This window comes from Mesorhizobium sp. ES1-3 (assembly GCF_020164795.1).
Taxonomy (GTDB): Bacteria; Pseudomonadota; Alphaproteobacteria; order Rhizobiales; family Rhizobiaceae; genus Mesorhizobium.
In genome coordinates, this window is record NZ_JAIUGW010000027.1 from 32,279 (window position 1) to 57,125 (window position 24,847).

A 24,847-nucleotide genomic window follows, 5' to 3' on the forward strand; every position below is an offset into this window, starting at 1 on the left:
CTTATTGTAACTAATTAAGTTACATGAAGCGCAACAGCCGTCTATCCTCCACCTTGCATATCCTCGTCCACATGGCCGAGAAACCCGATCAAGCGCTGACCTCCGAGCAGCTTGCCACCTTCATTCATACAAATCCGGTGGTGGTGCGCCGCACCATCGCCGGCTTGCGCGACGCCGGCATCGTCACCTCGTCGCGCGGACATGGCGGCGGCTGGCTGCTCGGGCGCGCGCCCGAGAACATTTCGCTGGCCGAGATAAGCGTTGCCCTTGGCGAAACGCTGCTGCCGTTCAGCACCGAGCCGGAAAGCCCAGGCTGTCTCGTCGAGCAAGCAGTGATCGCCGTGCTCGACGATTTTCGCCTCGCGGCGGAGAGGCTGTTGGCGGAGAAGCTCAGCCGCATCACCCTGGCCGACCTGACCGCAGATTTCCGCCGCCGTTTCGACCTCATTGGAGTTTCCAGCCATGCAGTATGATCTTGCCGTCGTCGGCGGCAGCTTCGCCGGCCTGTCCGCCGCCATCCAGGCGGCGCGGGCGCGGCGCAACGTGCTGGTGATCGACGCCGGCCAGCCGCGCAACCGCTTTGCCGCGCATTCGCACGGCTTTCTCGGCCAGGACGGGCGCACGCCGGGCGCCATCCTCGACGAGGCCAGGCGGCAATTGCTTGCCTATCCGACAGCCAGGCTGGTTACCGCGCGTGCGGACAAAGCCATTGCGAACGGCGGCAGCGATTTCGAAATCACCATCGGTGGCGGCGAGACATTCGGCGCCGCACGGCTGGTGCTGGCAACCGGCGTGCGCGACATCCTGCCGGAGGTTCCCGGGCTTGCCGAGCAATGGGGCAAGACCGTGCTGCATTGCCCCTATTGCCACGGCTACGAGGTTTCCGGCGGGCCGCTTGGCGTGCTCGCGACCGGGCCGATGTCCATGCATCAGACGCAGTTGATTTCCGACTGGGGCGACGTCACGCTGTTCGGCAACGGCCTGATCGAGCCCACCGCCGAGGAGATGCTCGTGCTGGAAGGCAAGAATGTAAGATTTGAGCCCGTGACGGTCAGCGAACTGAGGGAAGACGGCTCCGGCGGCCTGGTTGTCCACCTGGACGGCGGCCGGAAGGCCGGCGTCAAAGCGATGTTCACCGCGCCACGCAACACGATGGCGAGCCCGCTGGCCGAACAGCTCGGCTGCGGCTTCAAGGACGGCCTGCTCGGCTCGATGATATCAGTCGATGACAGACAGCAGACGACGATTCCCGGCGTTTATGCCGCCGGAGACGCGGCACGCGCGATGCACAACATCGCCTTCGCCGTGTCGGGCGGCACTTTCGCGGGCGTATGTGCCCATCAGTCCCTGGTGTTCGGCTAAATTCCGGCTTCCCCGCCGGCGATGCTGAGCCGCGCGCCGGCTTGTGCGAGGGCGGCTCCAATGTCATGCGGCGGCGCGCGGTCGGTGGCGAGTTCGGAAAAGCCGTCGAAGCCGCAGACCTGAACCAGGCCCTGGCGGCCGAACTTCGTGTGATCGGTGACGACGAGCGAGCGCTGGCCGCGCGACAGCACCATGCGGGCGAATTCCGCCTCGTCCAGATCAAAGTCCATGACGCCCGTCACCGCATCCACGGCGCCGGTCGAGATGATGGCGTGGCTGACCGAGAAGCGGCTGACGAACTCGATCGCCGACGTCCCGAACGCGGCGCCTGAATCGCTGCGCAGCTCGCCGCCGGCCATATAGACCTTGTTGCCGTTGATGGTGGCCAGCGTGCGGGCGATATCAGACGAGTTGGTGACGACCGTCAGGCGCCGGTGGCCGAGCAGTTCGCGCGCCAGGAACGACGTCGTGGTGCCGGTGTCGAGCATGATCGATTCGCCGTCGCGGATGGTGGCGGCAACCATGCGCGCGATGACGCGCTTGGCGTCGGCATGCTCGCGCATGCGCCGTTCGAACGGTGCCTCGCCGATCATCGACGGCAGGCCGATGGCGCCATGCATCTTCAGAACCGAGCCGTCGCCGGTGAGCGGCTTGACGTCCCGCCGCACGGTTTCGAGTGAAACGCCCAACCGGTCGGCAAGGCTGGCGATGGTGACGGTTCCCTCTTCCTGCAGCAGCCGCAGGATCTCGCCATGCCGTTTCGAGTGGACCATATGTGCGCGTCCCAGAATTTGCCCGCTTCTATGGCATTCCTAGCGCTTTTAAAGGAATTGCCTATACTTTCGGGCAAAATACCCAAAAAAGGTCACATCTTTTTATTGACAGAAGGGCAACCCTGGCGTGAAATCCACCCTCAATAGGGTTCGGAGCTGCAGCGGGAGGTTAATTGGCAGAGCCGCAACTCATTGACCGGACAGCCCGTAACGTGTCTGGCTCAAGGAATTTTCAGATCCGCGGGGGCGGATGCCGGGCTCAAAAGTCTGGCCAAGGGGCTCGTCGGTGCGGTGCGGGATACCGATCCTGGCGTCCCGCACCGACGAGATTGTTTGCGTTTCTCCCCGCCGTCGCTGCGCTGCCCATGGCGCCTTGTCGAAGCCCAACAAACCAAGCCAGCAAACCAGGGATGATTTCGTGATTGCCGAAGACCGCATCCGCGCCCTGCCCTGCTGGACGGGCGCCATCGAGATCGCGCCGCTGCCCGGCGGCTTGAGCAATGCCAATTATGTGGTCACCGACACCGCCGGCAAACACGTCGTGCGCTTCGGCCAGGATTATCCGTTCCACCATGTCTTCCGCGAACGCGAGGTGATGACCGCGCGGGCGGCTCACGCCGCCGGCTTCGCGCCGGCGGTCCATTATGCCGAACCAGGAATCCTGGTGACGGCGTTTCTTGGCGCCAAAACCTATCTGGCCGAGGACGTGCGCGCCAATCTCGGCCGCGTCGCGGCGCTGATGCGCGGCTTTCACCGGGAGATGCCCAACCATATCTCCGGCGCCGGCTTCATGTTCTGGGTGTTCCACGTCATCCGCGACTACGCGCGCACGCTTGAAGAAGGTAACAGCCGCAAGCGCGGTGACCTGCCGCGCTTTCTGGCGCTGGCCGACGAACTGGAGCGCGCCCAGAAACTGCTGCCGATCGTCTTTGGCCACAATGATCTCTTGCCTGCCAATATTCTCGACGACGGCAGCAGGCTATGGCTGATCGATTTCGAATATGCCGGCTTCAACACAGCAATGTTCGACCTTGCCGGCGTCGCTTCGAACGCGGGCATGAGCGACGAGGAATCCTTCGCCTTCCTGACCGCCTATTTCATGAAGGAACCGGACGAGGCGATCCGCCGCTCGCACGCAGCCATGCAATGCGCCTCGCTGCTGCGCGAGGCGATGTGGAGCATGGTGTCGGAGCTCTATCTCGACGCGCCCGGCATCGACTACGTCGCCTATACCGAGGAAAACCTGGCGCGGCTCGACGCGGCGCTGGAAAACTACCGGACAAAATACGGGATCCTGAAATCATGACCTTGCCTAGCCAGGCCGCGATCGTCGTCATCGGCGGCGGCATCATCGGCTGTTCGACGGCCTATCATCTGGCGCGCGACCACAAGGCCGACGTGGTGCTGCTCGAACAGGGCAAGCTGACCTCGGGCTCGACCTGGCATGCCGCCGGCCTGGTCGGGCAATTGCGCTCTTCGGCCTCGATCACGCGGGTGCTGAAATATTCCGTCGATCTCTACAAGGGGCTGGAGGCCGAGACCGGCCTTGCCACCGGCTGGAAGATGACCGGCTGCCTCAGGCTCGCCACCAATGCCGACCGCTGGACCGAGTACAAAAGGCTGGCGACGACGGCGAAAAGCTTCGGCATGGACATGCATTTGCTGTCTCCGGCGGAGGTCAAGGCGATGTGGCCGCTGATGGAGACCGGCGATCTCGTCGGCGCGTCCTGGCTGCCGACCGACGGCCAGGCGAGCCCTTCCGACATCACGCAGTCGCTGGCCAAGGGCGCGCGCATGCATGGCGCCAAACTCTATGAGGATGTGCGCGTCACCGGCTTCGAGATGAAGGGCGACCGCATCACGGCGGTGAAGACCAATCAGGGCGACATTGCCTGTGACAAGGTCGTGAACTGCGCCGGGCAATGGGCACGACAGGTCGGCGCCGTGGCCGGCATCAACGTGCCGCTGCAGCCGGTGAAACACCAGTACATCATCACCGAAAAGATCGCGGGACTGGCGACCGACGCGCCGACGCTGCGCGACCCCGATCGGCGCACCTATTTCAAGGAAGAGATCGGCGGCCTGGTGATGGGCGGCTATGAGCCGAACCCGCAGGCCTGGACAACCGGTCTCCCCGGGGGCGACGTGCCCGATGACTGGGAGTTCCGGCTGTTCGACGACGACTACGATCATTTCGAGCAGCACATGGTTCAGGCGATCGCACGGGTGCCGGCGCTGGAGACGGTCGGCGTCAAGCAGATGATCAACGGGCCGGAGAGCTTCACGCCGGACGGCAATTTCATCCTCGGCGTGGCGCCCGAATGCGCCAACATGTTCGTCGGCGCCGGCTTCAACGCCTTCGGCATCGCCTCGGGCGGCGGCGCCGGCTGGGTGCTGGCACAATGGGTGGTCGATGGCGAGGCGCCGCTCGACCTGTGGGTGGTCGACATCAGGCGCTTTTCCAACCTGCACCGCGACCGGCACTGGGTGTGCGAGCGCACGCTGGAAGCCTATGGCAAGCACTATACGATCGGCTTCCCGCACGAGGAATATGTTTCCGGCCGGCCGCGCATCGTCTCGCCGCTCTACGACAGGCTGAAAGACCAGCGCGCCGTATTCGGCTCGAAGCTCGGCTGGGAGCGGCCGAACTGGTTCGCGCCGGAGGGCGTCGAGCCAAAGGACATCTATTCGATGGGCCGGCAGAACTGGTTCGCCGCCGTCGGCGACGAACACCGGCATGTGCGCGAGCATGTCGGCATCTTCGACCAGTCGTCCTTCGCCAAGTATGAGCTGAGCGGGTCCGATGCGGCGAAGGCCCTGGACTGGATCTGCGCCAACGATGTCAGCAAGCCGGTCGGCCGGCTGACCTACACGCAACTCCTCAACACGCGCGGCGGCATCGAGGCCGATTTGACCGTGTCGCGGCTTGGCGAGGAAAAATTCTACATCGTCACCGGCACAGGTTTCCGCACCCATGACGCCTCGTGGATCAGCGACCATATTGGCGAGGGCCTCGATGCCCAGCTCGCCGATGTCACCGAGGATTTCGGCACGCTGTCGCTGATGGGACCGCGTGCCCGCGACGTGCTTTCGGCGGTGACCGGGAGCGATGTTTCGAATGCCGGCTTTCCGTTCGGCTATGTGCGCGAGATCACAATAGCCGGCTACACGGTGCGGGCGCTGCGCGTCACCTATGTCGGCGAACTGGGCTGGGAGCTGCATGTGCCGATCGCCGCCACCGGCGAAGTCTTCGACGCGCTGATGGTCGCCGGCGGGAAACACGACATCCGGCCGGTCGGCTACCGCGCGCTGGAATCGCTGCGGCTGGAAAAGGGCTATCGCGCCTGGGGCTCCGACATCACGCCCAACGACACACCGCTGGAGGCCGGGCTCGGCTGGGCCGTCAAGCTGCGCAAGAACACCGACTTCGTCGGACGGCGCGCGCTCGAGAAGGTTGGCGGCGCGTCCCTGAAGAAGCGCTTTGCCGGCTTCACGGTCGACGATCCGGAGATCGTGCTCGTTGGGCGCGAGACCATCCTGCGCGATGGCGAGCCGGTGGGTTATCTGACCAGCGGCGGCTATGGCTACACGGTCGGCAAGAACATCGGCTATGGCTATGTGCGCAACGCCGACGGGGTGAGCGACGATTTCCTCGCCTCGGGCAGCTATGAACTGGTGGTCGCGATGCAGCGGACGCCGGCTAAACTCTATTTCGAGCCGCTATACGACCCGGCAATGGAGCGAGTGAAGGCTTAACTCACGCGCAAGGCGAGGCCACGACTCGGGACGGTATCAGCCTCCCCGGGCATCGAGACGTAAGGGCGGGTTTCCTCGGCGCGGGTGACGAGACCTTGCGCCTCGAGTTCCGCGATGCGCGCGGCAAAACCCTGATCCCACAGCGTGTTCTTGACCGTCAGCACGATCACTCCGCCCGGCCGGCAGATGCGGATCAGTTCGTCCAAGCCCTCGGCGCCGACATGACCCGAGGTGAACACGCCGGCCGAGATGATACCGGCATAGGCATCGTCGGCAAAAGGCAAGGCGCCGCCGAGCGCCAGGCAATGCAGCGCCGAATAGACGCCCTTGCGCGCGGCCTGATCCAGCATGCCTTGCGAGATGTCCAGCCCCTCGACCTGGGGATAGCCGGCAATATCCAGCCATTCGCCGATCAGCCCGGTACCGGCGCCGGCGTCGAGCAACGGGGCAGAGCCGCGCGGCAGATGGCGCGCCAGCAAGGCAAGGCAGATCGTCGGATGGCGGTAGCCGGCGGCCGACATGTCGGCGTCATAGGTCTGCGACCACCTGTCATAGAGTGCCGCCACCTCTTCCGGGCGCTTGGCCGCGTAGACCTCGCCAAGTGCGCCATGGTGTTTGCTGTCCGTCACGTGTCCACCAATCCCTCGTCTTGCCGGGATGATAGCCAAACGACGAAAATTGTGGAACCGTTGCGGCGAAGAAATAGCGCGTGGGGACGCAGGCATGGTCACAGACGAGGCGCGGGCAAAACTTGCCGCCATTCCGGTGCTGGCCGGCTACACCGGGCCGCTGGAACGGCTCGGTGGCCTGACCAACCTCGTCTTCAAGGCCGGCGATTACTGCCTGCGCATTCCAGGCAAAGGCACCGAGGAATACATCAACCGCGCCAACGAGGCGGTGGCGGCGCGCGAGGCGGCAAAGGCCGGTGTCAGCCCCGAGGTGCTGCATGCCGATGCCGCCACGGGCCTGATGGTGACGCGCTACATCGCTGGTGCCGAGACGATGTCGCCGGAGAAATTCAGGGACCGGCAGGGCAGTCCGGCCCGGGCGGCCGAGGCCTTCCGCAAGCTGCACGCGTCCGGCGCGGTGTTCCCCTTCCGCTTCGAGCTGTTTTCGATGATCGACGACTATCTCAAGGTGCTGTCGACGAGGGATGTCGCCCTGCCCGCCGGCTATCACGACGTGGTGCGCGAGGCCGGCAGCGTGCGCTCGGCGCTGGCCGTCCGCCCCTTGCCCCTCGTCGCCTGCCACTGCGATCCGCTGTGCGAAAATTTTCTCGATACGGGCGAGCGGATGTGGATCGTCGACTGGGAATATTCCGGAATGAACGACCCGCTCTGGGACCTCGGCGATCTCAGCGTCGAGGGCAAATTCGACGCGGCCCAGGACGAGGAGCTGATGCGCGCTTATTTCGGTGGCGAGGCGAAGCCGGCGGAGCGCGGCCGCATCGTCATCTACAAGGCGATGTGCGACCTGTTGTGGACGCTGTGGGGGCTGATCCAGCTTGCCAACAACAACCCAGTAGACGATTTCCGCGCCTATGCCGACGGCCGCTTCGCGCGCTGCAAGGTGCTGATGGAGACAGAGGAATTTTCGCGGCACCTTGCTGCGGTACGCCAAGGCTAAAGCGCGTCGCAGTGAAACGTGTTCATGCGACGCGCTTTAGATTTTGTTTTGATGCATGTCGTTCTCCCAAAACCGAGGTCACTTTTGGGCGACATGCATTAGGCACCCGAAATCCGGGCCTCAGTTCACACCCTTCGGCACGTTCTCCGGCGGCACCGTGGTGTCGACCACTTTCTGGCGATGGAAGATGAACAGGCCGGCCAGAACGATGATGCCGGAGCCGATCAGGATGCGTGGACCGGGAACGTCGCCGAAGAACACCAGCCCGAACACCACCGCCCACAAGAGCAGCGTGTAATGCAGCGGCGCCAGCGTCGAGGCCGGCGCCAGTTTCAGCGCCCGCGTGATCATCAGATGCGCGCCGCAGGAGACGATGCCGAGCAGCAGCATGGCGCCGAGATCGAGCGCCGAAGGCGCCTTCCAGGCGCCGATGGTCAGCACGCCGCCAACCGCCAGCGTGCCGATCGTCTGCCACGTCACCAGATTGGTGTCGCTGGTGCCGCGCAAGCGCCGGTTGAGGATGATGGCGAATGCGAAGGCAAGGCTGCCGACAAGCGCGAAACCCGACGACAGCGAAAACGCGGCAGAGGATGGTTTCAGCATGATCACCACGCCGCAGAAGCCGAGCAGGATCGCCACCCAGCGGCGCCAGCCGACCTTTTCGCCAAGCAGGAAATGCGATAGCGCCGCCACATAGATCGGCCCGGCCATGTAGAAGCTCATCACATCGGCAAGCGGCAGATAGACGACGGCGGCGTAGAACAAAGCGGTGTCCAGCGTCGTCGCCACCACGCGCAGGATCTGCAGCCCGGGCCGTTCCAGCTGGAACAGTCTGCCAGCGCCCTGGTTGGCGATCATCGGGCCGAGCACGATGAAGGCGCCAATCGAGCGAATCAACACGACCTGGCCGACGGAGAAGCTGGTAACCAGCCACTTGCCCATCGCGTCGTTCAGCGCAAACAGGAAGTCGCCCGCCAGCATCAGCAGGATGCCGGCCAGAAGCACATTCCTGACCATCGAATTCCGGGCGACGGGCTCAACCATGCCCGGCTCCTATCCGCAAGCGCCAACTTTGACGAGTGGGAATCGGAGAAACGGTAAGACCAGCGTCGGGAATCGGCTGTTCTAGGTGGATATATGTCTGCGGTTCACCTGCGATGGCCTGCCGGAGATCGAAAGCCTGGTATCCTGCCTTGTTCGCTCCGCCACCACCTTGCCCCTGGCGATGACGCAGATGCGCTCGGCGCGCAGGCGCAGGGCCTCGATCGGATTGCCGGCATCGAGGACCACCAGGCTGGCGCGTTTGCCGACGGCCAGGCCGAGATGATCGAGGCCCATGATCGCGGCGTTGACGTTGGTGACCATGTCGAAGCAGCGCGCCATGTCGGCCGGGCTCGACATCTGAGCGACATGCAGGCCCATGAAGGCAACGTCGAGCATGTCGGCGGTGCCCAGCGAATACCAGGGATCGAGTACGCAATCCTGACCCCAGCCGACACGGATGCCGAGCGCCTGCATTTCCTTGACCCGCGTCATGCCACGCCGCTTCGGGAACGTGTCGTGACGGCCCTGCAGCATAATGTTGATCAGCGGGTTGGGGATCGCCGAAACACCGGCCTCGGCGATCAGCGGAAGAAGCTTCGAGACATAGTAATTGTCCATCGAATGCATCGAGGTAAGGTGCGAGCCGGCCACCCTGCCCCGCAGCCCGAGGCGCTGCGTTTCATAGGCGAGTTGCTCGATGTGACGCGACAGCGGGTCGTCGGTCTCGTCGCAATGCAGGTCGACCATGAGGCCGCGTTTTGCCGCGATCTCGCACAGTTCGGTCACCGAGCGCGTGCCATCGGCCATGGTGCGCTCGAAATGCGGAATGCCGCCGACGATGTCGACCCCCATGTCCAGCGCGCGAATGGTGTTTTGGCGCGCCATCGGCGAGCGATAGAAGCCGTCCTGCGGAAATGCCACCAGTTGCAGGTCGATATAGGGGGCGACGGTCTTCTTGACCTCCAGCAGCGCCTCGACCGCCAGCAGCCTGTCGTCACAGACGTCGACATGGGTGCGGATGGCGAGTAGCCCCATCGACACCGCCCAGTCGCAATAGGCGAGCGCGCGATCGCGCACAGCTTCGTGCATCAGGAGCGGCTTCAGTTCGCCCCACAGCGCAATGCCCTCGAGCAGCGTGCCCGACGCGTTGATGCGCGGGATGCCGTAGGACAGCGTGGCGTCCATATGGAAATGCGGATCGACGAAGGGCGGCGAGACCAGATTGCCACGGGCGTCAACCTCGGTCCGCGAGGAACCCTCGAGCTTCGGCTCGATCGCCGCGATCGTCTCGCCGCTGATGCCGATGTCGGCTATGCCGCCCTCCGGCAGCGTGCCGCCACGAACGATTAAGTCGAAATCCATCTCTCATCATCCCGCTTGAAGAATCACAGTTGTATCGTGTCTCAAAAGACAGCCTGCCGCAGCGGTTTCTTTCGATGGCGGCGAAAGGTTCCCTCCGGCGGCAACTCCCTCTATAAGCCGCCTTCGTCATCCCGGCATCAAGGATCAGCCGTGTTTCGCTTCTTCCGCTCGACGGAAAACCAGCGCCTCGTCGCAAGGCTGCTCCGGGAATCGTTCCGGCAGCACAGGGCCGGCTACGCCGCCGCGATCTTGTCGATGCTGGTGGTGGCCGGCATGACGGCCGCCAGCGCCTGGATCCTGCGCGAAATCACCAATGAATTCGTGATCGACAAAAGGGTCGATCGCGTCAACATGATTGCCGTGGCGGTCGCCGGGATCTTCATCGTCAAGGGCATCGCCAACTTCGTCCAGGCCTACTTCATGAGCCGCGTCGGCAACGCCATCATCGCCGAACGGCAACGCAAGATCTACGATCGCATCCTGGCGCAAGGCATCGAATTCTACCATTCGACCTCGTCGTCCGACCTGATCACCCGCATGACCAACAATGCCCAGGCGGCGCGCAACGTGCTCGACCTCATCGTCACCTCCTATGTGCGCGACCTGGTGACGCTGGCTGCCTTGATTGGGGTCATGGTCTGGCAGCAGCCGGCGCTGTCCCTGATCTGCTTCGTCGTCGGTCCGCTGGCCATCTATGGCGTCAACCGCATCCTGAAGCGCGTGCGCAAGTTCGCCGCCATGGAGTTCCGCTCGGTCGGCCAGATCGTGCAGGTGATGCAGGAAACCGCGATCGGCGTGCGCGTGGTCAAATCCTTCAACCTCGAAGGCCTGATGCGCAAGCGTATGTACAGGGCGGTGTCCGATGTCGAGGACCGGGCCAACAACATCGCCGCGCTGGAAGCAGTGACCAATCCTGTGATGGAAACGCTGGCCGGCCTGGCGATCGCCGGCGCGGTCATGGTCAGCGGCTTACTGGTCCTGAAGGGCGGCCAGATGCCTGGCAACATCATGGCCTTCATCGCGGCGCTGCTGCTTGCCTATGAACCGGCAAAGCGCCTCGCGCGCGTCCGTATCTCGCTGGAAAGCGGCATTGTCGGCGTGCGCATGATGTTCCAGTTGGCCGACGAGCCGCTGACATTGGCCGAGAAGCCGGATGCAAGGCCGCTTCAGGCCGGACCGGGCGAGATACGGTTCGACGCGGTCAGCTTCGCCTACCAGAACGGCTCCCCGGTGCTGGATGGGTTCGACCTGACCCTGGCGCCCGGCAAGATGACGGCGCTGGTCGGCCCTTCCGGCGGCGGCAAGTCAACGATCCTGAACCTGATCATGCGTATGTACGACCCGAAGAGCGGCAGGGTGCTGCTCGACGGCCAGGACATTTCCCATGCCACGCTCGCCTCGCTCAGGGAAAAGATCGCCTATGTCAGCCAGGACACGTTCCTGTTTGCCGGCACCATCATGCACAACATCCGGCTTGGTCGCGAGGACGCGACCGACGACGAGGTGATCGCCGCGGCCAGGGCGGCCAACGCGCATGACTTCATCGTCGCGCAGGCGAAAGGCTATGAAACCGATGTCGGCGAGAATGGCGGCCTTTTGTCGGGCGGCCAGCGCCAGCGCATCTCGATCGCGCGCGCCATGCTGCGCAACGCCGAAATCCTGCTGCTCGACGAAGCGACCAGCGCGCTCGACGCGGAGTCAGAGGCGCTGTTCCGCGACGCGCTGCAACAGCTGACGGAAGGGCGCACCACGATCGTCATCGCGCACCGCCTGTCGACCGTGCACCAGGCCGACACGATCGTGGTGCTGGAAGCCGGCAAAGTGGTGGAAAGCGGGCCGCACCGGGCCTTGCTCAAGCAGGGCGGGCTTTACCAGAAGCTCTATGAGTATCAGTTGATGCCTTAGTGTGGAGCGGCGCAAGCCGAGGACAGGTAGTCCTGCAGTGTTTGTGCCGCCCCTCATCTGCCTGCCGGCATCTTCTCCCCGTATAGTGACGGGGAGAAGGGGCTGGTCGCAACCTCTCAGCTTTCTTGCAACGCCGACAATTGGGCGAAGCCGTTGGTAATGGCCTCTTTCTCCCCGTCACTATACGGGGAGAAATGTCCGGCAGGACAATGAGGGGCAGCGCCGACCTGACGAGATTCGAGCCTTACTCCGGCACGTGCCTCACGGCACCCTTGTCCGCGCTGGTGGCGAAGGCGGCGTAGGCGCGCAAAGCGGTTGTCACCTTGCGCTTGCGCTTTTCCTGCGGTTTCCAGGCGGCCGCGCCCTTGGCCTCCATGGCCGCGCGGCGGGCATCGAGTTCCGCGTCGTCGACGGCAAGACGGATGGTGCGGTTCGGGATATCGATCTCGATCGTATCGCCCTCCTGCACCAGCCCGATCAGACCGCCTTCCGCTGCTTCCGGCGAAGCATGACCGATGGACAGGCCCGACGTGCCGCCGGAGAAGCGTCCATCGGTGACCAGCGCGCAGGCCTTGCCCAGGCCCTTCGACTTCAGATAGCTGGTCGGATAGAGCATTTCCTGCATGCCGGGGCCGCCGCGCGGTCCCTCATAGCGGATGACGACGACGTCGCCGGCCTTGATCTCATTGGCAAGGATCGCCTTGACCGAAGCGTCCTGGCTTTCGAAGACGCGAGCAGGACCGGTGAATTTCAGGATCGACTCATCGACGCCTGCCGTCTTCACGATGCAGCCGTCGAGCGCCAGATTGCCCTTCAGGACGGCGAGGCCGCCGTCTTTCGAGAAAGGGGTCTTCGCCGAGCGGATGACGCCGGTCTCGCGGTTCGTGTCGAGCTCGTCCCAGCGGCGGTCCTGGCTGAAGGCGACCTGCGTCGGCACACCGCCGGGGGCGGCGAGGAAAAAGTCCCGCACATTCTGGCTCGAGGTGCGTGAAATATCCCAATGGTCGAGCGCTTCCCCGAGGCTGGCCGTGTGCACGGTCGGCAGGTCGCGATTGATCAGGCCGGCATTGTCGAGCTGGCCGAGGATGGCCATGATGCCGCCGGCGCGATGGACGTCCTCCATGTGCACGTCGGACTTGGCCGGCGCCACCTTGCACAGGACGGGGACCCGCCGCGACAGCCGGTCGATGTCCTCCATGGTGAAGTCGACCTCGCCCTCATGGGCGGCGGCCAGGATGTGCAGCACGGTGTTGGTGGAGCCGCCCATGGCGATATCGAGCGTCATGGCGTTTTCGAAGGCGCCCTTGGAGGCAATGCTGCGCGGCAATGCGCTTTCGTCATCCTGCTCGTAGTAGCGCTGGGCGAGATCGACGACGAGATGGCCGGCCTCGACGAACAGCCGCTTGCGGTCGGCATGCGTGGCCAGTGTCGAGCCGTTGCCGGGCAGCGAAAGCCCCAGCGCCTCGGTCAGGCAGTTCATCGAGTTGGCGGTGAACATGCCCGAGCAGGAGCCGCAGGTCGGGCAAGCCGAGCGCTCGATGACCTTGACGTCCTCGTCGGAGATCTTGTCGTCGGCGGCGGCCACCATGGCATCGACGAGGTCGAGCGCCTGCGCCTTGCCGGCCAGCACCACCTTGCCGGCCTCCATCGGGCCGCCGGAGACGAACACGGTCGGGATGTTGAGACGCAGCGACGCCATCAGCATGCCCGGCGTGATCTTGTCGCAATTGGAGATGCAGACCATGGCGTCGGCGCAGTGCGCATTGACCATGTATTCGACGGAGTCGGCGATCAGCTCGCGCGACGGCAGCGAATAGAGCATGCCGTCATGCCCCATGGCGATGCCGTCATCGACGGCGATGGTGTTGAATTCCTTGGCAACGCCGCCGGCCTTCTCGATCTCGCGGGCGACCAGCTGCCCAAGGTCCTTCAGATGGACGTGACCCGGCACGAACTGCGTGAAGGAATTGACGACCGCGATGATCGGCTTGCCGAAATCACTGTCCTTCATGCCTGTGGCGCGCCATAGGCCGCGGGCGCCGGCCATGTTGCGGCCATGGGTGGTGGTGCGGGAACGGTAGGCGGGCATGTTTTTTCCTTGATGGCTGACCGCAGCCGAAGAATGGCGCGGCGGCGCTGAATTTTGATCGCAGGGGTTATAGACGCGCAAGTATGGTCTGGCCACATTTTTGCAATGCGCCAGATTCTCTAGGAAAATTCGATGCCACTGTCGGATCGGGCGTTTCACGGCCGTCCTTGGGCAGACGGCAAGAAATGGCACCATTCCGGGAGTCGGCCGTTTCATTGTGGCGCAAGAAGCAACCGAGGAGCACGACATGCAAAAGATCACCACCTGCCTGTGGTTCGACGGCCAGGCCGAAGAAGCGATGAACCACTACGTCTCCATCTTCAAGAATTCGAAGGTGCTGAGCGTGCTGCGTTGGCCCAAGGGTCACGCCGATGAGGGCAAAGTGCTGCTGACCACGTTCGAGCTCGACGGCGTGCCGTTCCAGGCGCTCAATGGCGGCCCCAACTTCAAGTTCAACGAGGCTATGTCGCAGTCGATCGACTGCAAGACGCAGGAAGAAGTCGATTATTTCTGGGAGAAGCTCACCGAGGGCGGGGAGCCTGGCGCCTGCAGCTGGTTGAAGGACAAGTTCGGTGTTTCCTGGCAGGTCGTGCCGGAACAGTTGCCGCGCCTGCTCCTGGATTCGGACCGGGCCAAGGCCGGCCGGGTGATGAGTGCGATGATGCAGATGGGCAAGATCGACATCGCCAAGATCGAGGAAGCGGCGAAGGGGTGATCGCAAGTGAGTAGTGAGTAGTGAGTAGTGAGTAGTAATATCACTGCTGACTACTGACTACTCACTGCACACTACTGACTACTCACTATAATCACGCCGCCTTGTCTCTCACCTGGTAATCCTTGATCGTGGCGAAACGGATCGCTTTCCAGCGGTCGGCTTCGTAGTTCAGAGAGAATGCGTGCTGGGCGAGGAAGACCGGGTCGTTGTCGAGGTCGCGGGCGATGTCGCCGCGATGCGCTTCGATGAAGCGAAGCACCTCGGCCTTGTCGTCGGCCGAGATCCAGCGGCAGACCGAAAAGCGCGACTTTTCGAACTCGACGGGCAGCGTGTACTCGAAGTTCAGCCGCTCTTTCAGCACATCGAGCTGCAAGGCGCCGACAACGCCGACGATCGCCGGAGAGCCGTCCTCGGGCGAGAACAGCTGCACGACGCCTTCCTCGGCCATCTGGTGCAGCGCTTCCTTAAGTTTTTTCGCTTTCATCGCGTCGCCGAGGCGGACACGCCGCAGAATTTCCGGGGCGAAGTTCGGCACGCCGCGAAACAGGATCTCCTCGCCCTCGGTCAGCGTGTCGCCAATGCGCAGCGTGCCGTGGTTGGGGATGCCGACGACATCGCCGGCGAAGGCCTCATCGGCGGTGACACGGGTGCGGGCGAAGAAGAATTGCGGCGCCGAGAGTGACATCGGCTTGCCGGTGCGCACCAGCTTTGCCTTCATGCCGCGCTCGAGCTTGCCCGAGCAAACGCGCACGAAGGCGATGCGGTCGCGGTGGTTGGGATCCATGTTGGCCTGGATCTTGAAGACGAAGGAGGTCATTTTCTCCTCGGTCGCCTCGATGGTGCGGGTATCGGCCTCCTGCGCGCGCGGCGGCGGGCCAAAGGCGCCGAGCGCCTCGATCAGGTCGCGCACACCGTAGTTGCGCAGCGCCGAGCCGAAATAGACAGGCGTCAGATGGCCCTCGCGAAAGGCGTCGATGTCGAGCGGGCGGCAAGCTTCGCGCGCGAGTTCCAGTTCCTCGATGAAGGCCTCGCGCTCGTTTTCCGGCAGCAGGCCGGCAACACGGTTGGAATCGGGACCGTTGACCGGCGTGCGCTCCTTCTCGTCATCGCCCTTACGCACCGCGTTCAGCGCCAGGTGATAGGTGCCTGAAAAGGTCCTGCCACGGCCGATCGGCCAGGTGATGGGCGCGGTGTCCAGCGCCAGCTTCTGCTCGATCTCGTCCAAAATCTCGAACGGATCGCGGCTTTCGCGATCCATCTTGTTGACGAAGGTGATGATCGGGATGTCACGCAGCCGGCAGACCTCGAACAGTTTCAGCGTGCGCGGCTCGATGCCCTTGGCGGCGTCGATGACCATGACCGCCGAGTCGACCGCCGACAGTGTGCGATAGGTGTCGTCGGCGAAATCCTCGTGGCCCGGCGTGTCGAGCAGGTTGAAGACGTTGTCCTCATATTCGAACGTCATCACCGAGGTGACGACCGAAATGCCGCGCTCGCGCTCGATCTTCATCCAGTCGGACCGCGTCTGGATACGGTCCTTCTTGGCCTTCACCTCGCCGGCAAGCTGGATGGCGCCACCGAACAGCAGCAGCTTTTCGGTCAGCGTAGTCTTGCCGGCGTCAGGGTGGGCGATGATCGCGAAAGTGCGGCGGCGCGATACCGCCTGTTCGATGTCTTCTGCCAATTTCTGGAATCCTGTCTGTGGCGCGGGCTTCTAGCAGCGCTTTTCCGGCCTGTCGACGGTTTTGGCCTGAAGGGCCCTGTCCGCACTTGAGCTCCGACCGCGGCGATGGCATCAGGGATGCCAATCCGGCGGAGATCAAGCATGAGCGAAACCAAGCAAATCATCGTCATCGGCGCCGGCATCATCGGTGCTTCCATCGCCTGGCATCTGACCAAGGCCGGCGCGCAAGTGACCGTCATCTCCGAAAGCGGCATTGGCGGTGTCGCCACGCCAAGTTCCTTTGCCTGGATCAATGCCAGCTGGGGTAACCCGGAGCCGTATTTCCGGCTGCGCAGCCGCGCGATGGCTGAATGGACTCGGCTAGCGCGGGATCTGCCAAGCCTGCCGCTCGCCTGGTGCGGCGGCCTGTGCTGGGATCTATCGGCGGCCGAAATGGAAACCTATGCCGCGGAGCATTCTGCCTGGGGCTACGGCATCGAGCGCGTCGATGGTGCCGGCGCGGCGCGCATCGAGCCGAATCTCGCCGAACTTCCGGATGTCGCTTTGCATGTAGCCGAAGAGGGTGTCGCCGAGCCGGTCGCAGCCGCCAAGGCGCTGCTGGCGGATGCCGAACAACGCGGTGCACGCATCGCCTCCAGCACGGTGACGGCACTTGCCCAGACCAATGGCAGGATAACCGGCGTGGACACATCGCATGGGCTGATCGCCGCCGACGAGGTGGTGATCGCGGCAGGCGTCGGCTCGCCTGACATTGCGGCGACCGCCGGCATCAACCTGCCGATCGAGACGCCGCCCGGCCTGATCGTCCATTCGCGGCCATACAAGAAGCTGCTCAACGGACTGGTGCTGGCCGAGCGGCTGCACATGCGCCAAACGGCGGAAGGCCGCATCATCGCCGGCTCGGACTTCGGCGGCGCCGATCCGGGGATGGATGCCGAGGCCACCGCGCGCGCGTTGTTCGCGGCCACGAAAGCCATGTTGCGCGACAGCGACGGACTTGAGCTGGATTTCCACACGGTCGGCTACCGGCCGACGCCGATCGACGGCTTTCCGATCATCGGCCGCGCCGAGAGCATGGATGGCGTCTATGTCGCGGTCATGCATTCCGGCATCACGCTGGCGCCGGCCGTCGGCCTGTTCGCCACCCGCGAAATTCTTGGCGGCGAGCGCGACCCGCTGATGGCGCCTTACGGGCTGTCGCGCTTCGCTCAATAGCCGGGCGGCCGGCGAAAGCCGCCGGCCAGCGGTTCCATCGCCCTGGCGATGGCGAGCAGCCGCGATTCCGACCAGCGTTTGCCGACAAGCTGCAGGCCGATCGGCAGGCCGTCGCTGTCCTGTCCGCATGGCATCGAAAGCGCTGGGTGGCCGCTGTAGTTGAAGAGGGCGCCGTAGGCCGGCAGCATCCAGTAGCTCCGGTCCTTGCCGTCGACCTTGATCGCAGTGCCCGGCGCACAATGCAGGAATGCCGTGGTCATGGCGACCGGGCAGAGCAGCGCGTCCCAATCCTCGAAGAATTGGTCCCAGGCGAGAATGGATTTGTCGCGGCGGGCCAGTGCCTCGAACCAGCGCGAGACCGATGTCGGCCGCTCCGGGGTTTCCTGCGCCGCCTCCATCATCATACCGATCAGCGCGCCGCCCTCGGCGAGATCGTCGTGCAGGTCGAGCTTGGGCAGTTTCGCTTCCTCGATGATAGCGCCGGCGTCTTGCAGTTGCCTTGCAAGATTTTCGACCGCGGCGCTGATGTCGCCGGCCACCGGGAAACCGGGAAAGTCGGGCGCGAAAGCGATGCGTAGTGTCTGAAGGTCGAGCTTCGGCATGGCCTCGACCGGCACCGGCGCAAGGTCGGTGTCGCGGCTGTCCGGGCCGGCGATGATCCGATAGATCAACGACAGATCCTCGACGCTGCGCGCCAGTGGGCCGAGACAGGACATCAGCCGCACGCCGCGCGCGGCACCGCCAGGATCCGGAAAGGCGCCGGCCAGCGAAACGCGATGTTCGGTCGGCTTAAGCCCATAGACGCCGCAGAAAGCCGCCGGAAGGCGGATCGAGTCCTGCATGTCGGTGCCGACGTCGAACGGTGTCATGCCTGTGCAGACGGCGGCAGCGGCGCCGCCGCTGGATCCGCCCGGGGTGCGCTGGAGGTTCCAGGGATTGCAGGTGCGGCCGAACAGCGGATTGTCCGACTGCCAGTCGGACAACATGGTGGCGACATTGGTCTTGGCCATTAGCACACCGCCGGCCGCCTTCAGCCTGATAACGACCGGGCTGTCTTCTTTCGCCACATAGTCGGCGAAGGGCGGGAAGCCGACCGTGGTCCTCATGCCGAATGTCTCGTGCACGTCCTTCAGCGTGAAGGGAACGCCGTGCAGCGGCCCGAGCGCTTCGCCACGCGCCAATGCCGCGTCGGCCTTCTTGGCACGCTCGCGAGCCCCTTCCCTGTCGAGTGAGATGACCGCGTTGACGGCAGGGTTGTGCCTGTCGATCCGCGCGAGATGGGCGTCGAGCGCTTCGACGGCGGAGATCTTGCGATTGGCGATGGCGGCGGCGAGATCGGTGGTTGTGGAAAAGACCGGGTCCATGACGAATGCTCCAGCTTGCTTGCCGCCTGCCCTTCAAGATGGCGGACAGCGGCGCGGCTTCAAGCGGAGTTGAGCATTCCTTGGAAGTCGGCCTTTGATTGGGATTGCGTTGAGGTCGGCACTCTACGGCGCCCCCCTCTGTCCCGCGACGTTACTCAACGCGGCGAAAGCCTATCCAACCAGCGCCAGTTTCGCCGCAGTTGGCGCAAAGGGGCGGATGGCGATGCCGTCCCTTGTCATGGTGACGAAGCTCGATGGCGGAATCGCCTGCCAGCCGCCGCCCTCGCGATCGAAAGGCTCGGAGACGATGCAGCGGCCAGCGCCCTTGCCGAACATCGCTGTGTAGAGCGTCGGCGCCTGGGCGTCGGTGGCATAGCGGACCGCATACAACGCCTGCCCGTCCGAGAAGGCGCCGGTGAGTTTCAGCGCCGGCTCGAGACCGGCACGGCGCGAGGCTTCGAGCACGCGACTGGTGGCACGGGAAACGGCGCCTTGCGGATCAGCAGCCAACCCTTCGTCGATCATCAGGAGAAAAAAGAGTTCGGAATCGGTGGTGCCCTCGCGCAGGTCGAAGACAGCGTCGGACAGCGAGTTCTCCAGCGCGCGGCGGATCTTCTCGAAGCCGCCGATCTGGCCATTGTGCATGAACGACCAGCGGCCGGAGATGAACGGATGGCAATTCATGCGGCTGGTGGCGCCGCCCGTCGAGGCCCGCACATGGGCGAGGAACAGGCCGGATTTGATCTGCCGGCACAGGCTCTTCAGGTTGGGATCGGACCACGCCGGCAGGATGTCGCGATAAAGACCGGGCTCGGGCCGGTCGCCGTACCAGGCAAGGCCGAAACCGTCGCCATTGGTCGGCGACTTCGCTTCCTGGGCGCAGTGGCTTTGGGCGATCAGCGAGTGACAGGGCGCCGTGAGGATGTCTTCGAGAAAGACCGCTTCACCGAGATAGGCGGCCCACCGGCACATCGCTTGTCGTCCCCTAGGCGCGATCCGGAAGAGCCACCGGCTCGTTGATCGCGTGTGTGCCTCTGTTGTGCGTCCGCTCGTAGAGCTCGCGGATGATTCGGCTGGCGGTAGTCTCGAAGAGAAATGGCAAGAAAGCGTGAACAAATGCTGCTCCCGCCGCCATCAGCAGGCGCGACGAGAACCAGGCGGCGAAGGCCATGTGGCCGAAATAGGTTTCACCGACCTTGGCCGGATGTGAGGTGAAAATCCTTGCGACCGACATGCTGGTTCCCCTTCAGCGCTTGCGTTCCGATATGAATATCCTGACACGCCTCACCGGTTCATTGGTCCCAAAATATCCTTGCATTTTACTATTTCATGGGACAAACATCCCACATGACACTGGCAATCGACGAAATCGATCGAAAACTGCTCGCCGAATTGCAACGTGACGGCACGTTGTCGGTCGACCAGCTGTCGGAGCGGGTGGCCTTGTCGCGCAATGCCTGCTGGCGTCGTGTCAAGCGGCTGGAGGAAGATGGCGTCATCACCGGACGCGTGGCGCTGGTCGATGCCGAAAAGCTCGGGCTCGGCCTTTCGGTGTTCATCCTGATCCGCACATCCAACCACGATCCGGACTGGCTGCAGAAATTCCGCGCCGCGGTGACCGGCTTGCCCGAGATCATCGGCGTCTACCGCATGTCTGGCGATCTCGACTATGTGCTGCGCGCCCGCGTCGCCGACGTGAAAGCCTATGACCGGCTCTACCAGCGACTGATCGCCAAGGTGGCGCTGTCCGATGTGTCCGCCTCCTTCGTCATGGAGGAGATCAAGGAGACGACGGTTGTTCCGATGGAAGTTCGCTAAGCCGCCCTCAGGCCATAGTGATGCCCGAAAGAAAGCCGTTGATAGGTCCGCGGTCGAGTTGACCGAATCGACAATCGCGCCGATAGGATCGATTTTATGCGCGCAGCCCTCCAAACTCCCTCCGTCATCGGTCCGACCGTCGGCTTCGTCAGGCTGCCGCACGGTGAGGGACTTCCTCTTCCAGCCTATGAAAGCGCCGGCGCCGCCGGCATGGATTTGCGCGCAGCGGTGCCCGAAGACCGGCCGCTTCTGATCCTGCCGGGCAAACGCGCTTTGGTGCCGACCGGGCTGATCCTGGAAATTCCCGAAGGCATGGAAGGCCAGGTGCGGCCACGCTCGGGCCTTGCCTTCAAACATGGCCTTACCGTCCTCAATTCACCGGGCACGGTCGACAGCGATTATCGCGGCGAGGTGAAGGTGCTGCTGGTCAATCTCGGCGACGAGGATTTTGCCGTCACGCGCGGGATGCGCATTGCCCAGATCGTTTTCACCGCCGTGACGCAGGTGGCGGTGGAAGAGCGTTCGCTCGCCGGCGGCACGGCGCGCGGCTCGGACGGATTCGGATCGACCGGCACCGCCTGATGCATGGCTGCGTTTCGGCATGTTGAGCCGTTTGCCGGGTAGACTGATCCAATATGATTGAAACACGGCCGCTGCCAAAGCTCGTCATCTTCGACTGCGACGGGATCCTGGTCGATACCGAGAACCTGGCCAACCGACGCCTGGCCGAATGGCTTAGCGCGGCCGGCTACGCAACGACCTTCGAATATTGCCGGAAGAACTTCTCCGGCCGCAGCATGGTGTCAGTGCAGAAGGAGATCGAAGAGACGACCAGCGTCAGGCTCGGCGCCGATTTCGTCGAGCGCTGGAATGCCGGCCTGCCGGATCTGTTCGCCCATGGCGTCGAAGCTATCCCTTATGTCCGGGAGTTCATCGAGGCGGTCCGCGCGGCCGGCCTCGCCTATTGCGTCGCCACCTCGGCCAGGATCTCCAAAATGCACATAACGCTTGGCCAGACCGGGCTGTTGCCGCTGTTCGAGCATGCCATGTTCAGCGCCACCATGGTGTCTCGGGGCAAGCCGTTCCCCGACCTGTTCCTGCATGCGGCCAGGACCATGGGCTTCGAGCCCGCCGACTGCATCGTCATCGAGGACAGCGTTGCCGGCACGCAGGCCGGCATCGCCGCCGGCATGCGGGTGTTCTCCTATCATGGCGATCCCTATTCCGACCGCAACGGCCTGATCCAGGCCGGGGGCATCCTGTTCGACGACATGCGCGAACTCGCCGGGCTGGTGCCGATCCACTGACTTTGCCGGCCGGATTGGCTAGCTGCGGCGCCCCGCAAGCCATGTTAGCTTCGCGATGCTTGCGGTGAGGGGACGATATCAAGCATGTCAGGATTTTTGCATCGGCTCGTCTTTGCCTGCCTGTTGGTGCCATTGCTGTGCGGCGCGGCCAGCGCCCAGGATGCCGCCAGCCCGGACCTCGCCAAACCCATCGCCGGCCACGCCGATACGACCTATGCCGATCTCATCAGGATGGTCATTCCGGATCTGACGGCGAAGGGTGACTATTATGTCGGCTCCTCGCCGATCGAGATGCGGCACATTGCCGGTCCCGACAATGACAGCTCGCCACCGGAAGCACCGAGCATTTTCAGCGCCGGCGTGCTTGGCATCAAAGCCGGCGGCAAGGACCGGCTGGCCATGCTGTTCGACCTCGGCGAGTCGCCCGACAGCGCGGAGGGCTATGTGGTGCTGGCGCTTTACGACCTCACCGGCAAACCGAGGCTGCTCGATGCCGTCAATGTGGCGACCGACCGTTTCACCTTCTTTCGCCACCCCGGTAAACTTTCGCTCGGCGTCGGTGACGATGCGCTGATGATCTCCAGCACGCATTTCAACTCGAACCAGGGCTACATGTCGACGCCGCTTATCCTGGTGCGAGACGACCGTTTTGAGCTGATCGACCTCATCAACACGTTCGACGAAAATGTCTGTTCCTACCGGCGCTCCCAGGATCTGGCCTTCCAGGCTTTGAGCGATGGCCCGCCCTACGCGGCGATCAAGGCGACGATAACCGACAAGACAGCGCCCGGCGAAGAGACTTGCGACGAACCGGCCCCGAAGGCCGTCTCGAACGACATTTCCGTCACCTACCGCTGGGATAAGAGAACGGCGGGCTATGTCGCCGATTCCGACGCTTTCGAGAAATTGGCAGCAGACAACGAGAAACGCTTCTGAACCAACCGCATTCGTTTGCCCGGCCGCAAACAGCGCGCTAGCATCCGCCCCGACACTCGTTATGGGGGAGCATCCATGGACAAGGGCAAGATTTTTCGCGACCTGCATGCCTCGACCTTCGTCATGCCCAATCCCTGGGACCCGGGCACGACGAAGCTGCTTGGCTCCTTCGGCTTCAAGGCATTGGCCACGACCAGCGCCGGCTTTGCCTTTTCGCGCGGCCTGCCGGATGGAGCCGTGAGCTTCGACCAGATGATCCATCATTGCCGCGACGTGACGGCCGCCACCGACCTGCCGGTTTCGGCCGATCTCGAGAAGGGCAAGGGCGACAGCGCCGAGCAGGCCGCCGAGACCATCTTCGCGGCGGAAGCCGCCGGGCTTGCCGGCTGCTCGATTGAGGACCACACCGGCGATCCGGATAAGCCCATCTATGAGTTTTCGCACGCGGTCGAGCGTGTCGCGGCCGCGGTGGAGGCGGCGCGTGCGCTGAAGCGCGATTTCGTGTTCACGGCGCGGGCCGAGAATTTCCTCTGGGGCAAGTCCGACCTCGACGACACGATCAAGCGGCTGCAGGCTTTCGAAAAGGCCGGCGCCGACGTGCTCTATGCGCCGGGCATCGGCGACATCGAGATGGTGCGCACGATCTGCTCGGCGGTCGGCAAGCCGGTCAACGTCATGGCGAGGCCCGGCTTCACCATCGCCGACCTTGCCATGGCCGGCGTCAAACGGATTTCGCTTGGCCCCTGGCTGACCAATTTCGCCTACGGCATGCTGGAGACGGCGGCGCGCGAAATCCAGCAGGACGGCACGTTCGGCTTCACCCGCGCCGCCATGCCGTTCGGCAAATTGCAGGCGCTGTACGGCAAATCCCAGGGCTAGGACCGGCCGCATGAACCTCACCGTCGTCGACATGCATACGGGCGGCGAGCCGCTCCGGATCGTCACGGGCGGCTATCCCAGCATTCCCAAGGGCACCATCCTGGAGAAGCGCGCCTATGTGCGCGACCATCTCGATCATTTGCGCAAACTGCTGATCTTCGAGCCGCGCGGCCACTACGACATGTATGGCGCCCTGCTGGTCGAGCCGGACCTGCCCGGCGCCGACCTCGCCGTGCTGTTCATGCACAATGAGGGCTATTCGACCATGTGCGGCCACGCCATCGTCGCGCTCGGCCGCTACGCCATCGATCAAGGACTGGTGGCGAAACAGGAGCCGTTCACTACCGTGAACATCGAGGCGCCGTGCGGCCTTGTCGTCGCCTCTGTCGCGGTCAGCGATGGCAGGGCCGGTTCGGTGTCGTTCGAGAGCGTGCCGGCCTTCCTGTTCGCCCGCGACCAGCGGATCGAGCTGCCGGAATATGGCAAAATCGGTTTCGATATCGCCTATGGCGGAGCTTTCTACGCGCTGGCCGACTGCCATCAGTTCGGGCTGGAATTCGGCCGCGACCGCGTACGCGATTTCGTCGATGCGGCAACCGCGCTGACGAACCGGCTCAAGGGCGAGTTTCCGCTGTCGCATCCCGATCATGATGACCTCGCCTTCCTCTATGGCACCATCCTGACCGATGGAAAGGACGCCTTTTCCGAGGAGGTCACCAGGAATGTCTGCGTCTTCGCCGAGGCGGAGGTCGACCGTTCGCCGACTGGTTCGGGCGTCACCGCCCGGCTCGCGGCCATGCATGCCAAGGGCGAGACCGCCATCGAGCAGACGCGCATTTTCGAGAGCATCGCCGGCTCGCGCTTCTCGGGGGCCGTGGCGCGAACGGCACAGGCCGGCGCGCATGAAGCGATCGTCGCCCGCGTTGGCGGCCGTGCCTATTATTCGGGACGAGCCGAGTTCATTGTCGAACCGGACGACGAGCTGGGGCGCGGTTTTCTCTTGCGCTGAAGC

General features: G+C 64.0%; 23 protein-coding genes. 14 read left to right on the forward strand and 9 right to left on the reverse strand.

What is annotated here, in order from left to right:
* The first annotated feature begins 23 nt into the window (after positions 1-23).
* The gene (locus tag LB536_RS26480) at positions 24-473 is read left to right on the forward strand and encodes an RrF2 family transcriptional regulator (protein ID WP_140810829.1); all 450 of its coding nucleotides are present in this window, start codon (positions 24-26) and stop codon (positions 471-473) included.
* Positions 463-1,362, forward strand: a complete 900-nt coding sequence (locus tag LB536_RS26485) for an NAD(P)/FAD-dependent oxidoreductase (protein WP_224597773.1) — start codon at positions 463-465, stop codon at positions 1,360-1,362. Before LB536_RS26480 ends, LB536_RS26485 begins: the two co-directional genes overlap by 11 nt.
* Here the strand turns inward: LB536_RS26485 and LB536_RS26490 are convergent.
* Positions 1,359-2,135 (reverse strand): DeoR/GlpR family DNA-binding transcription regulator, encoded by a 777-nt coding sequence (locus tag LB536_RS26490; protein ID WP_140810826.1) that lies wholly within the window; start codon positions 2,133-2,135, stop codon positions 1,359-1,361. The two genes, LB536_RS26485 and LB536_RS26490, sit on opposite strands and share 4 nt — an antisense overlap.
* Before the next feature lie 418 nt (positions 2,136-2,553).
* On the opposite strand from LB536_RS26490, the gene LB536_RS26495 reads away from it, so the two are divergent.
* Positions 2,554-3,441, forward strand: coding sequence for a phosphotransferase (locus tag LB536_RS26495; protein WP_224597775.1), 888 nt, complete (start codon positions 2,554-2,556; stop codon positions 3,439-3,441).
* Positions 3,438-5,891 carry an FAD-dependent oxidoreductase gene (locus LB536_RS26500; protein ID WP_224597777.1) on the forward strand — a complete coding sequence of 818 codons (2,454 nt, stop codon included), beginning with the start codon at positions 3,438-3,440 and terminating at the stop codon, positions 5,889-5,891. Before LB536_RS26495 ends, LB536_RS26500 begins: the two co-directional genes overlap by 4 nt.
* On the opposite strand, the gene LB536_RS26505 is transcribed toward LB536_RS26500, so the two are convergent.
* Positions 5,888-6,520 (reverse strand): class I SAM-dependent methyltransferase, encoded by a 633-nt coding sequence (locus LB536_RS26505; RefSeq protein WP_318013501.1) that lies wholly within the window; start codon positions 6,518-6,520, stop codon positions 5,888-5,890. The two genes, LB536_RS26500 and LB536_RS26505, sit on opposite strands and share 4 nt — an antisense overlap.
* A gap of 94 nt (positions 6,521-6,614) precedes the next feature.
* Between LB536_RS26505 and LB536_RS26510 the strand changes: the two genes are divergently transcribed.
* Entirely contained in the window at positions 6,615-7,517 is a 903-nt protein-coding gene (locus LB536_RS26510; RefSeq protein ID WP_224597781.1) for a phosphotransferase family protein, read from the forward strand.
* Between the two features lie 120 nt (positions 7,518-7,637).
* Here the strand turns inward: LB536_RS26510 and LB536_RS26515 are convergent, their stop codons facing one another.
* Together LB536_RS26515 and LB536_RS26520 are read right to left on the reverse strand one after the other, a co-directional pair.
* Positions 7,638-8,561, reverse strand: a complete 924-nt coding sequence (locus LB536_RS26515; RefSeq protein ID WP_224597783.1) for a DMT family transporter — start codon at positions 8,559-8,561, stop codon at positions 7,638-7,640.
* Positions 8,562-8,642: 81 nt separating this feature from the next.
* The gene (locus tag LB536_RS26520) at positions 8,643-9,923 is read right to left on the reverse strand and encodes an amidohydrolase family protein (RefSeq protein WP_224597785.1); all 1,281 of its coding nucleotides are present in this window, start codon (positions 9,921-9,923) and stop codon (positions 8,643-8,645) included.
* A 150-nt stretch (positions 9,924-10,073) separates the two neighbouring features.
* Between LB536_RS26520 and LB536_RS26525 the strand changes: the two genes are divergently transcribed.
* The gene (locus tag LB536_RS26525) at positions 10,074-11,828 is read left to right on the forward strand and encodes an ABC transporter ATP-binding protein (protein WP_224597788.1); all 1,755 of its coding nucleotides are present in this window, start codon (positions 10,074-10,076) and stop codon (positions 11,826-11,828) included.
* A gap of 244 nt (positions 11,829-12,072) precedes the next feature.
* Here the strand turns inward: LB536_RS26525 and ilvD are convergent, their stop codons facing one another.
* Complete coding sequence (ilvD, locus tag LB536_RS26530) at positions 12,073-13,917, reverse strand: dihydroxy-acid dehydratase (protein WP_224597793.1); 1,845 nt, start codon at positions 13,915-13,917, stop codon at positions 12,073-12,075.
* Positions 13,918-14,164: 247 nt separating this feature from the next.
* Here ilvD and LB536_RS26535 point away from each other — a divergent pair, with 247 nt between their 5' ends.
* The gene (locus tag LB536_RS26535) at positions 14,165-14,632 is read left to right on the forward strand and encodes a VOC family protein (RefSeq protein WP_224597795.1); all 468 of its coding nucleotides are present in this window, start codon (positions 14,165-14,167) and stop codon (positions 14,630-14,632) included.
* 91 nt (positions 14,633-14,723) lie between these two features.
* Here the strand turns inward: LB536_RS26535 and LB536_RS26540 are convergent, their stop codons facing one another.
* The gene (locus tag LB536_RS26540; protein ID WP_224597798.1) at positions 14,724-16,316 is read right to left on the reverse strand and encodes a peptide chain release factor 3; all 1,593 of its coding nucleotides are present in this window, start codon (positions 16,314-16,316) and stop codon (positions 14,724-14,726) included.
* Positions 16,317-16,457: 141 nt separating this feature from the next.
* Between LB536_RS26540 and LB536_RS26545 the strand changes: the two genes are divergently transcribed.
* Complete coding sequence (locus LB536_RS26545) at positions 16,458-17,531, forward strand: NAD(P)/FAD-dependent oxidoreductase (protein WP_224597801.1); 1,074 nt, start codon at positions 16,458-16,460, stop codon at positions 17,529-17,531.
* Here the strand turns inward: LB536_RS26545 and LB536_RS26550 are convergent.
* The 3 genes from LB536_RS26550 to LB536_RS26560 form a co-directional block, all read right to left on the reverse strand.
* Positions 17,525-18,895, reverse strand: coding sequence for an amidase (locus tag LB536_RS26550; RefSeq protein ID WP_224597804.1), 1,371 nt, complete (start codon positions 18,893-18,895; stop codon positions 17,525-17,527). The genes LB536_RS26545 and LB536_RS26550 overlap by 7 nt on opposite strands.
* A 171-nt stretch (positions 18,896-19,066) precedes the next feature.
* Positions 19,067-19,867, reverse strand: a complete 801-nt coding sequence (locus tag LB536_RS26555) for a class II glutamine amidotransferase (protein WP_224597807.1) — start codon at positions 19,865-19,867, stop codon at positions 19,067-19,069.
* A gap of 13 nt (positions 19,868-19,880) precedes the next feature.
* The gene (locus LB536_RS26560) at positions 19,881-20,129 is read right to left on the reverse strand and encodes a DUF6356 family protein (protein WP_140760793.1); all 249 of its coding nucleotides are present in this window, start codon (positions 20,127-20,129) and stop codon (positions 19,881-19,883) included.
* 113 nt (positions 20,130-20,242) lie between these two features.
* Between LB536_RS26560 and LB536_RS26565 the strand changes: the two genes are divergently transcribed.
* The 6 genes from LB536_RS26565 (at position 20,243) to LB536_RS26590 (ending at position 24,844) form a co-directional block, all read left to right on the forward strand.
* On the forward strand, positions 20,243-20,713 hold the full coding sequence (locus LB536_RS26565; RefSeq protein WP_140760791.1) for an Lrp/AsnC family transcriptional regulator: 471 nt from the start codon (positions 20,243-20,245) through the stop codon (positions 20,711-20,713).
* 96 nt (positions 20,714-20,809) lie between these two features.
* Positions 20,810-21,295 carry a dUTP diphosphatase gene (gene dut, locus LB536_RS26570; protein ID WP_224597811.1) on the forward strand — a complete coding sequence of 162 codons (486 nt, stop codon included), beginning with the start codon at positions 20,810-20,812 and terminating at the stop codon, positions 21,293-21,295.
* A 53-nt stretch (positions 21,296-21,348) separates the two neighbouring features.
* On the forward strand, positions 21,349-22,020 hold the full coding sequence (locus LB536_RS26575; protein ID WP_224597814.1) for an HAD family hydrolase: 672 nt from the start codon (positions 21,349-21,351) through the stop codon (positions 22,018-22,020).
* Between the two features lie 84 nt (positions 22,021-22,104).
* Positions 22,105-22,956: a hypothetical protein gene (locus LB536_RS26580; RefSeq protein WP_140760784.1), complete on the forward strand. Its 852-nt coding sequence runs from the start codon at positions 22,105-22,107 to the stop codon at positions 22,954-22,956.
* Positions 22,957-23,031: 75 nt separating this feature from the next.
* Positions 23,032-23,835: an isocitrate lyase/phosphoenolpyruvate mutase family protein gene (locus LB536_RS26585; protein WP_140760782.1), complete on the forward strand. Its 804-nt coding sequence runs from the start codon at positions 23,032-23,034 to the stop codon at positions 23,833-23,835.
* A gap of 10 nt (positions 23,836-23,845) precedes the next feature.
* A complete protein-coding gene (locus tag LB536_RS26590; RefSeq protein ID WP_224597817.1) occupies positions 23,846-24,844 on the forward strand; it encodes a proline racemase family protein in 999 nt (332 codons plus the stop codon).
* The last annotated feature ends 3 nt before the right edge of the window (positions 24,845-24,847 follow it).

Bases quoted from the DNA above. Each gene is read 5' to 3' on its own strand.
- LB536_RS26480 (WP_140810829.1), top strand. From the start codon at position 24: ATGAAGCGCAACAGCCGTCTATCCTCCACCTTGCATATCCTCGTCCAC.
- LB536_RS26485 (WP_224597773.1), top strand. From the start codon at position 463: ATGCAGTATGATCTTGCCGTCGTCGGCGGCAGCTTCGCCGGCCTGTCC.
- LB536_RS26490 (WP_140810826.1), bottom strand. From the start codon at position 2,135: ATGGTCCACTCGAAACGGCATGGCGAGATCCTGCGGCTGCTGCAGGAA.
- LB536_RS26500 (WP_224597777.1), top strand. From the start codon at position 3,438: ATGACCTTGCCTAGCCAGGCCGCGATCGTCGTCATCGGCGGCGGCATC.
- LB536_RS26510 (WP_224597781.1), top strand. From the start codon at position 6,615: ATGGTCACAGACGAGGCGCGGGCAAAACTTGCCGCCATTCCGGTGCTG.
- LB536_RS26515 (WP_224597783.1), bottom strand. From the start codon at position 8,561: ATGGTTGAGCCCGTCGCCCGGAATTCGATGGTCAGGAATGTGCTTCTG.
- LB536_RS26520 (WP_224597785.1), bottom strand. From the start codon at position 9,923: ATGGATTTCGACTTAATCGTTCGTGGCGGCACGCTGCCGGAGGGCGGC.
- ilvD (WP_224597793.1), bottom strand. From the start codon at position 13,917: ATGCCCGCCTACCGTTCCCGCACCACCACCCATGGCCGCAACATGGCC.
- LB536_RS26535 (WP_224597795.1), top strand. From the start codon at position 14,165: ATGCAAAAGATCACCACCTGCCTGTGGTTCGACGGCCAGGCCGAAGAA.
- LB536_RS26545 (WP_224597801.1), top strand. From the start codon at position 16,458: ATGAGCGAAACCAAGCAAATCATCGTCATCGGCGCCGGCATCATCGGT.
- LB536_RS26550 (WP_224597804.1), bottom strand. From the start codon at position 18,895: ATGGACCCGGTCTTTTCCACAACCACCGATCTCGCCGCCGCCATCGCC.
- LB536_RS26555 (WP_224597807.1), bottom strand. From the start codon at position 19,867: ATGTGCCGGTGGGCCGCCTATCTCGGTGAAGCGGTCTTTCTCGAAGAC.
- LB536_RS26560 (WP_140760793.1), bottom strand. From the start codon at position 20,129: ATGTCGGTCGCAAGGATTTTCACCTCACATCCGGCCAAGGTCGGTGAA.
- LB536_RS26565 (WP_140760791.1), top strand. From the start codon at position 20,243: ATGACACTGGCAATCGACGAAATCGATCGAAAACTGCTCGCCGAATTG.
- dut (WP_224597811.1), top strand. From the start codon at position 20,810: ATGCGCGCAGCCCTCCAAACTCCCTCCGTCATCGGTCCGACCGTCGGC.
- LB536_RS26575 (WP_224597814.1), top strand. From the start codon at position 21,349: ATGATTGAAACACGGCCGCTGCCAAAGCTCGTCATCTTCGACTGCGAC.
- LB536_RS26580 (WP_140760784.1), top strand. From the start codon at position 22,105: ATGTCAGGATTTTTGCATCGGCTCGTCTTTGCCTGCCTGTTGGTGCCA.
- LB536_RS26585 (WP_140760782.1), top strand. From the start codon at position 23,032: ATGGACAAGGGCAAGATTTTTCGCGACCTGCATGCCTCGACCTTCGTC.
- LB536_RS26590 (WP_224597817.1), top strand. From the start codon at position 23,846: ATGAACCTCACCGTCGTCGACATGCATACGGGCGGCGAGCCGCTCCGG.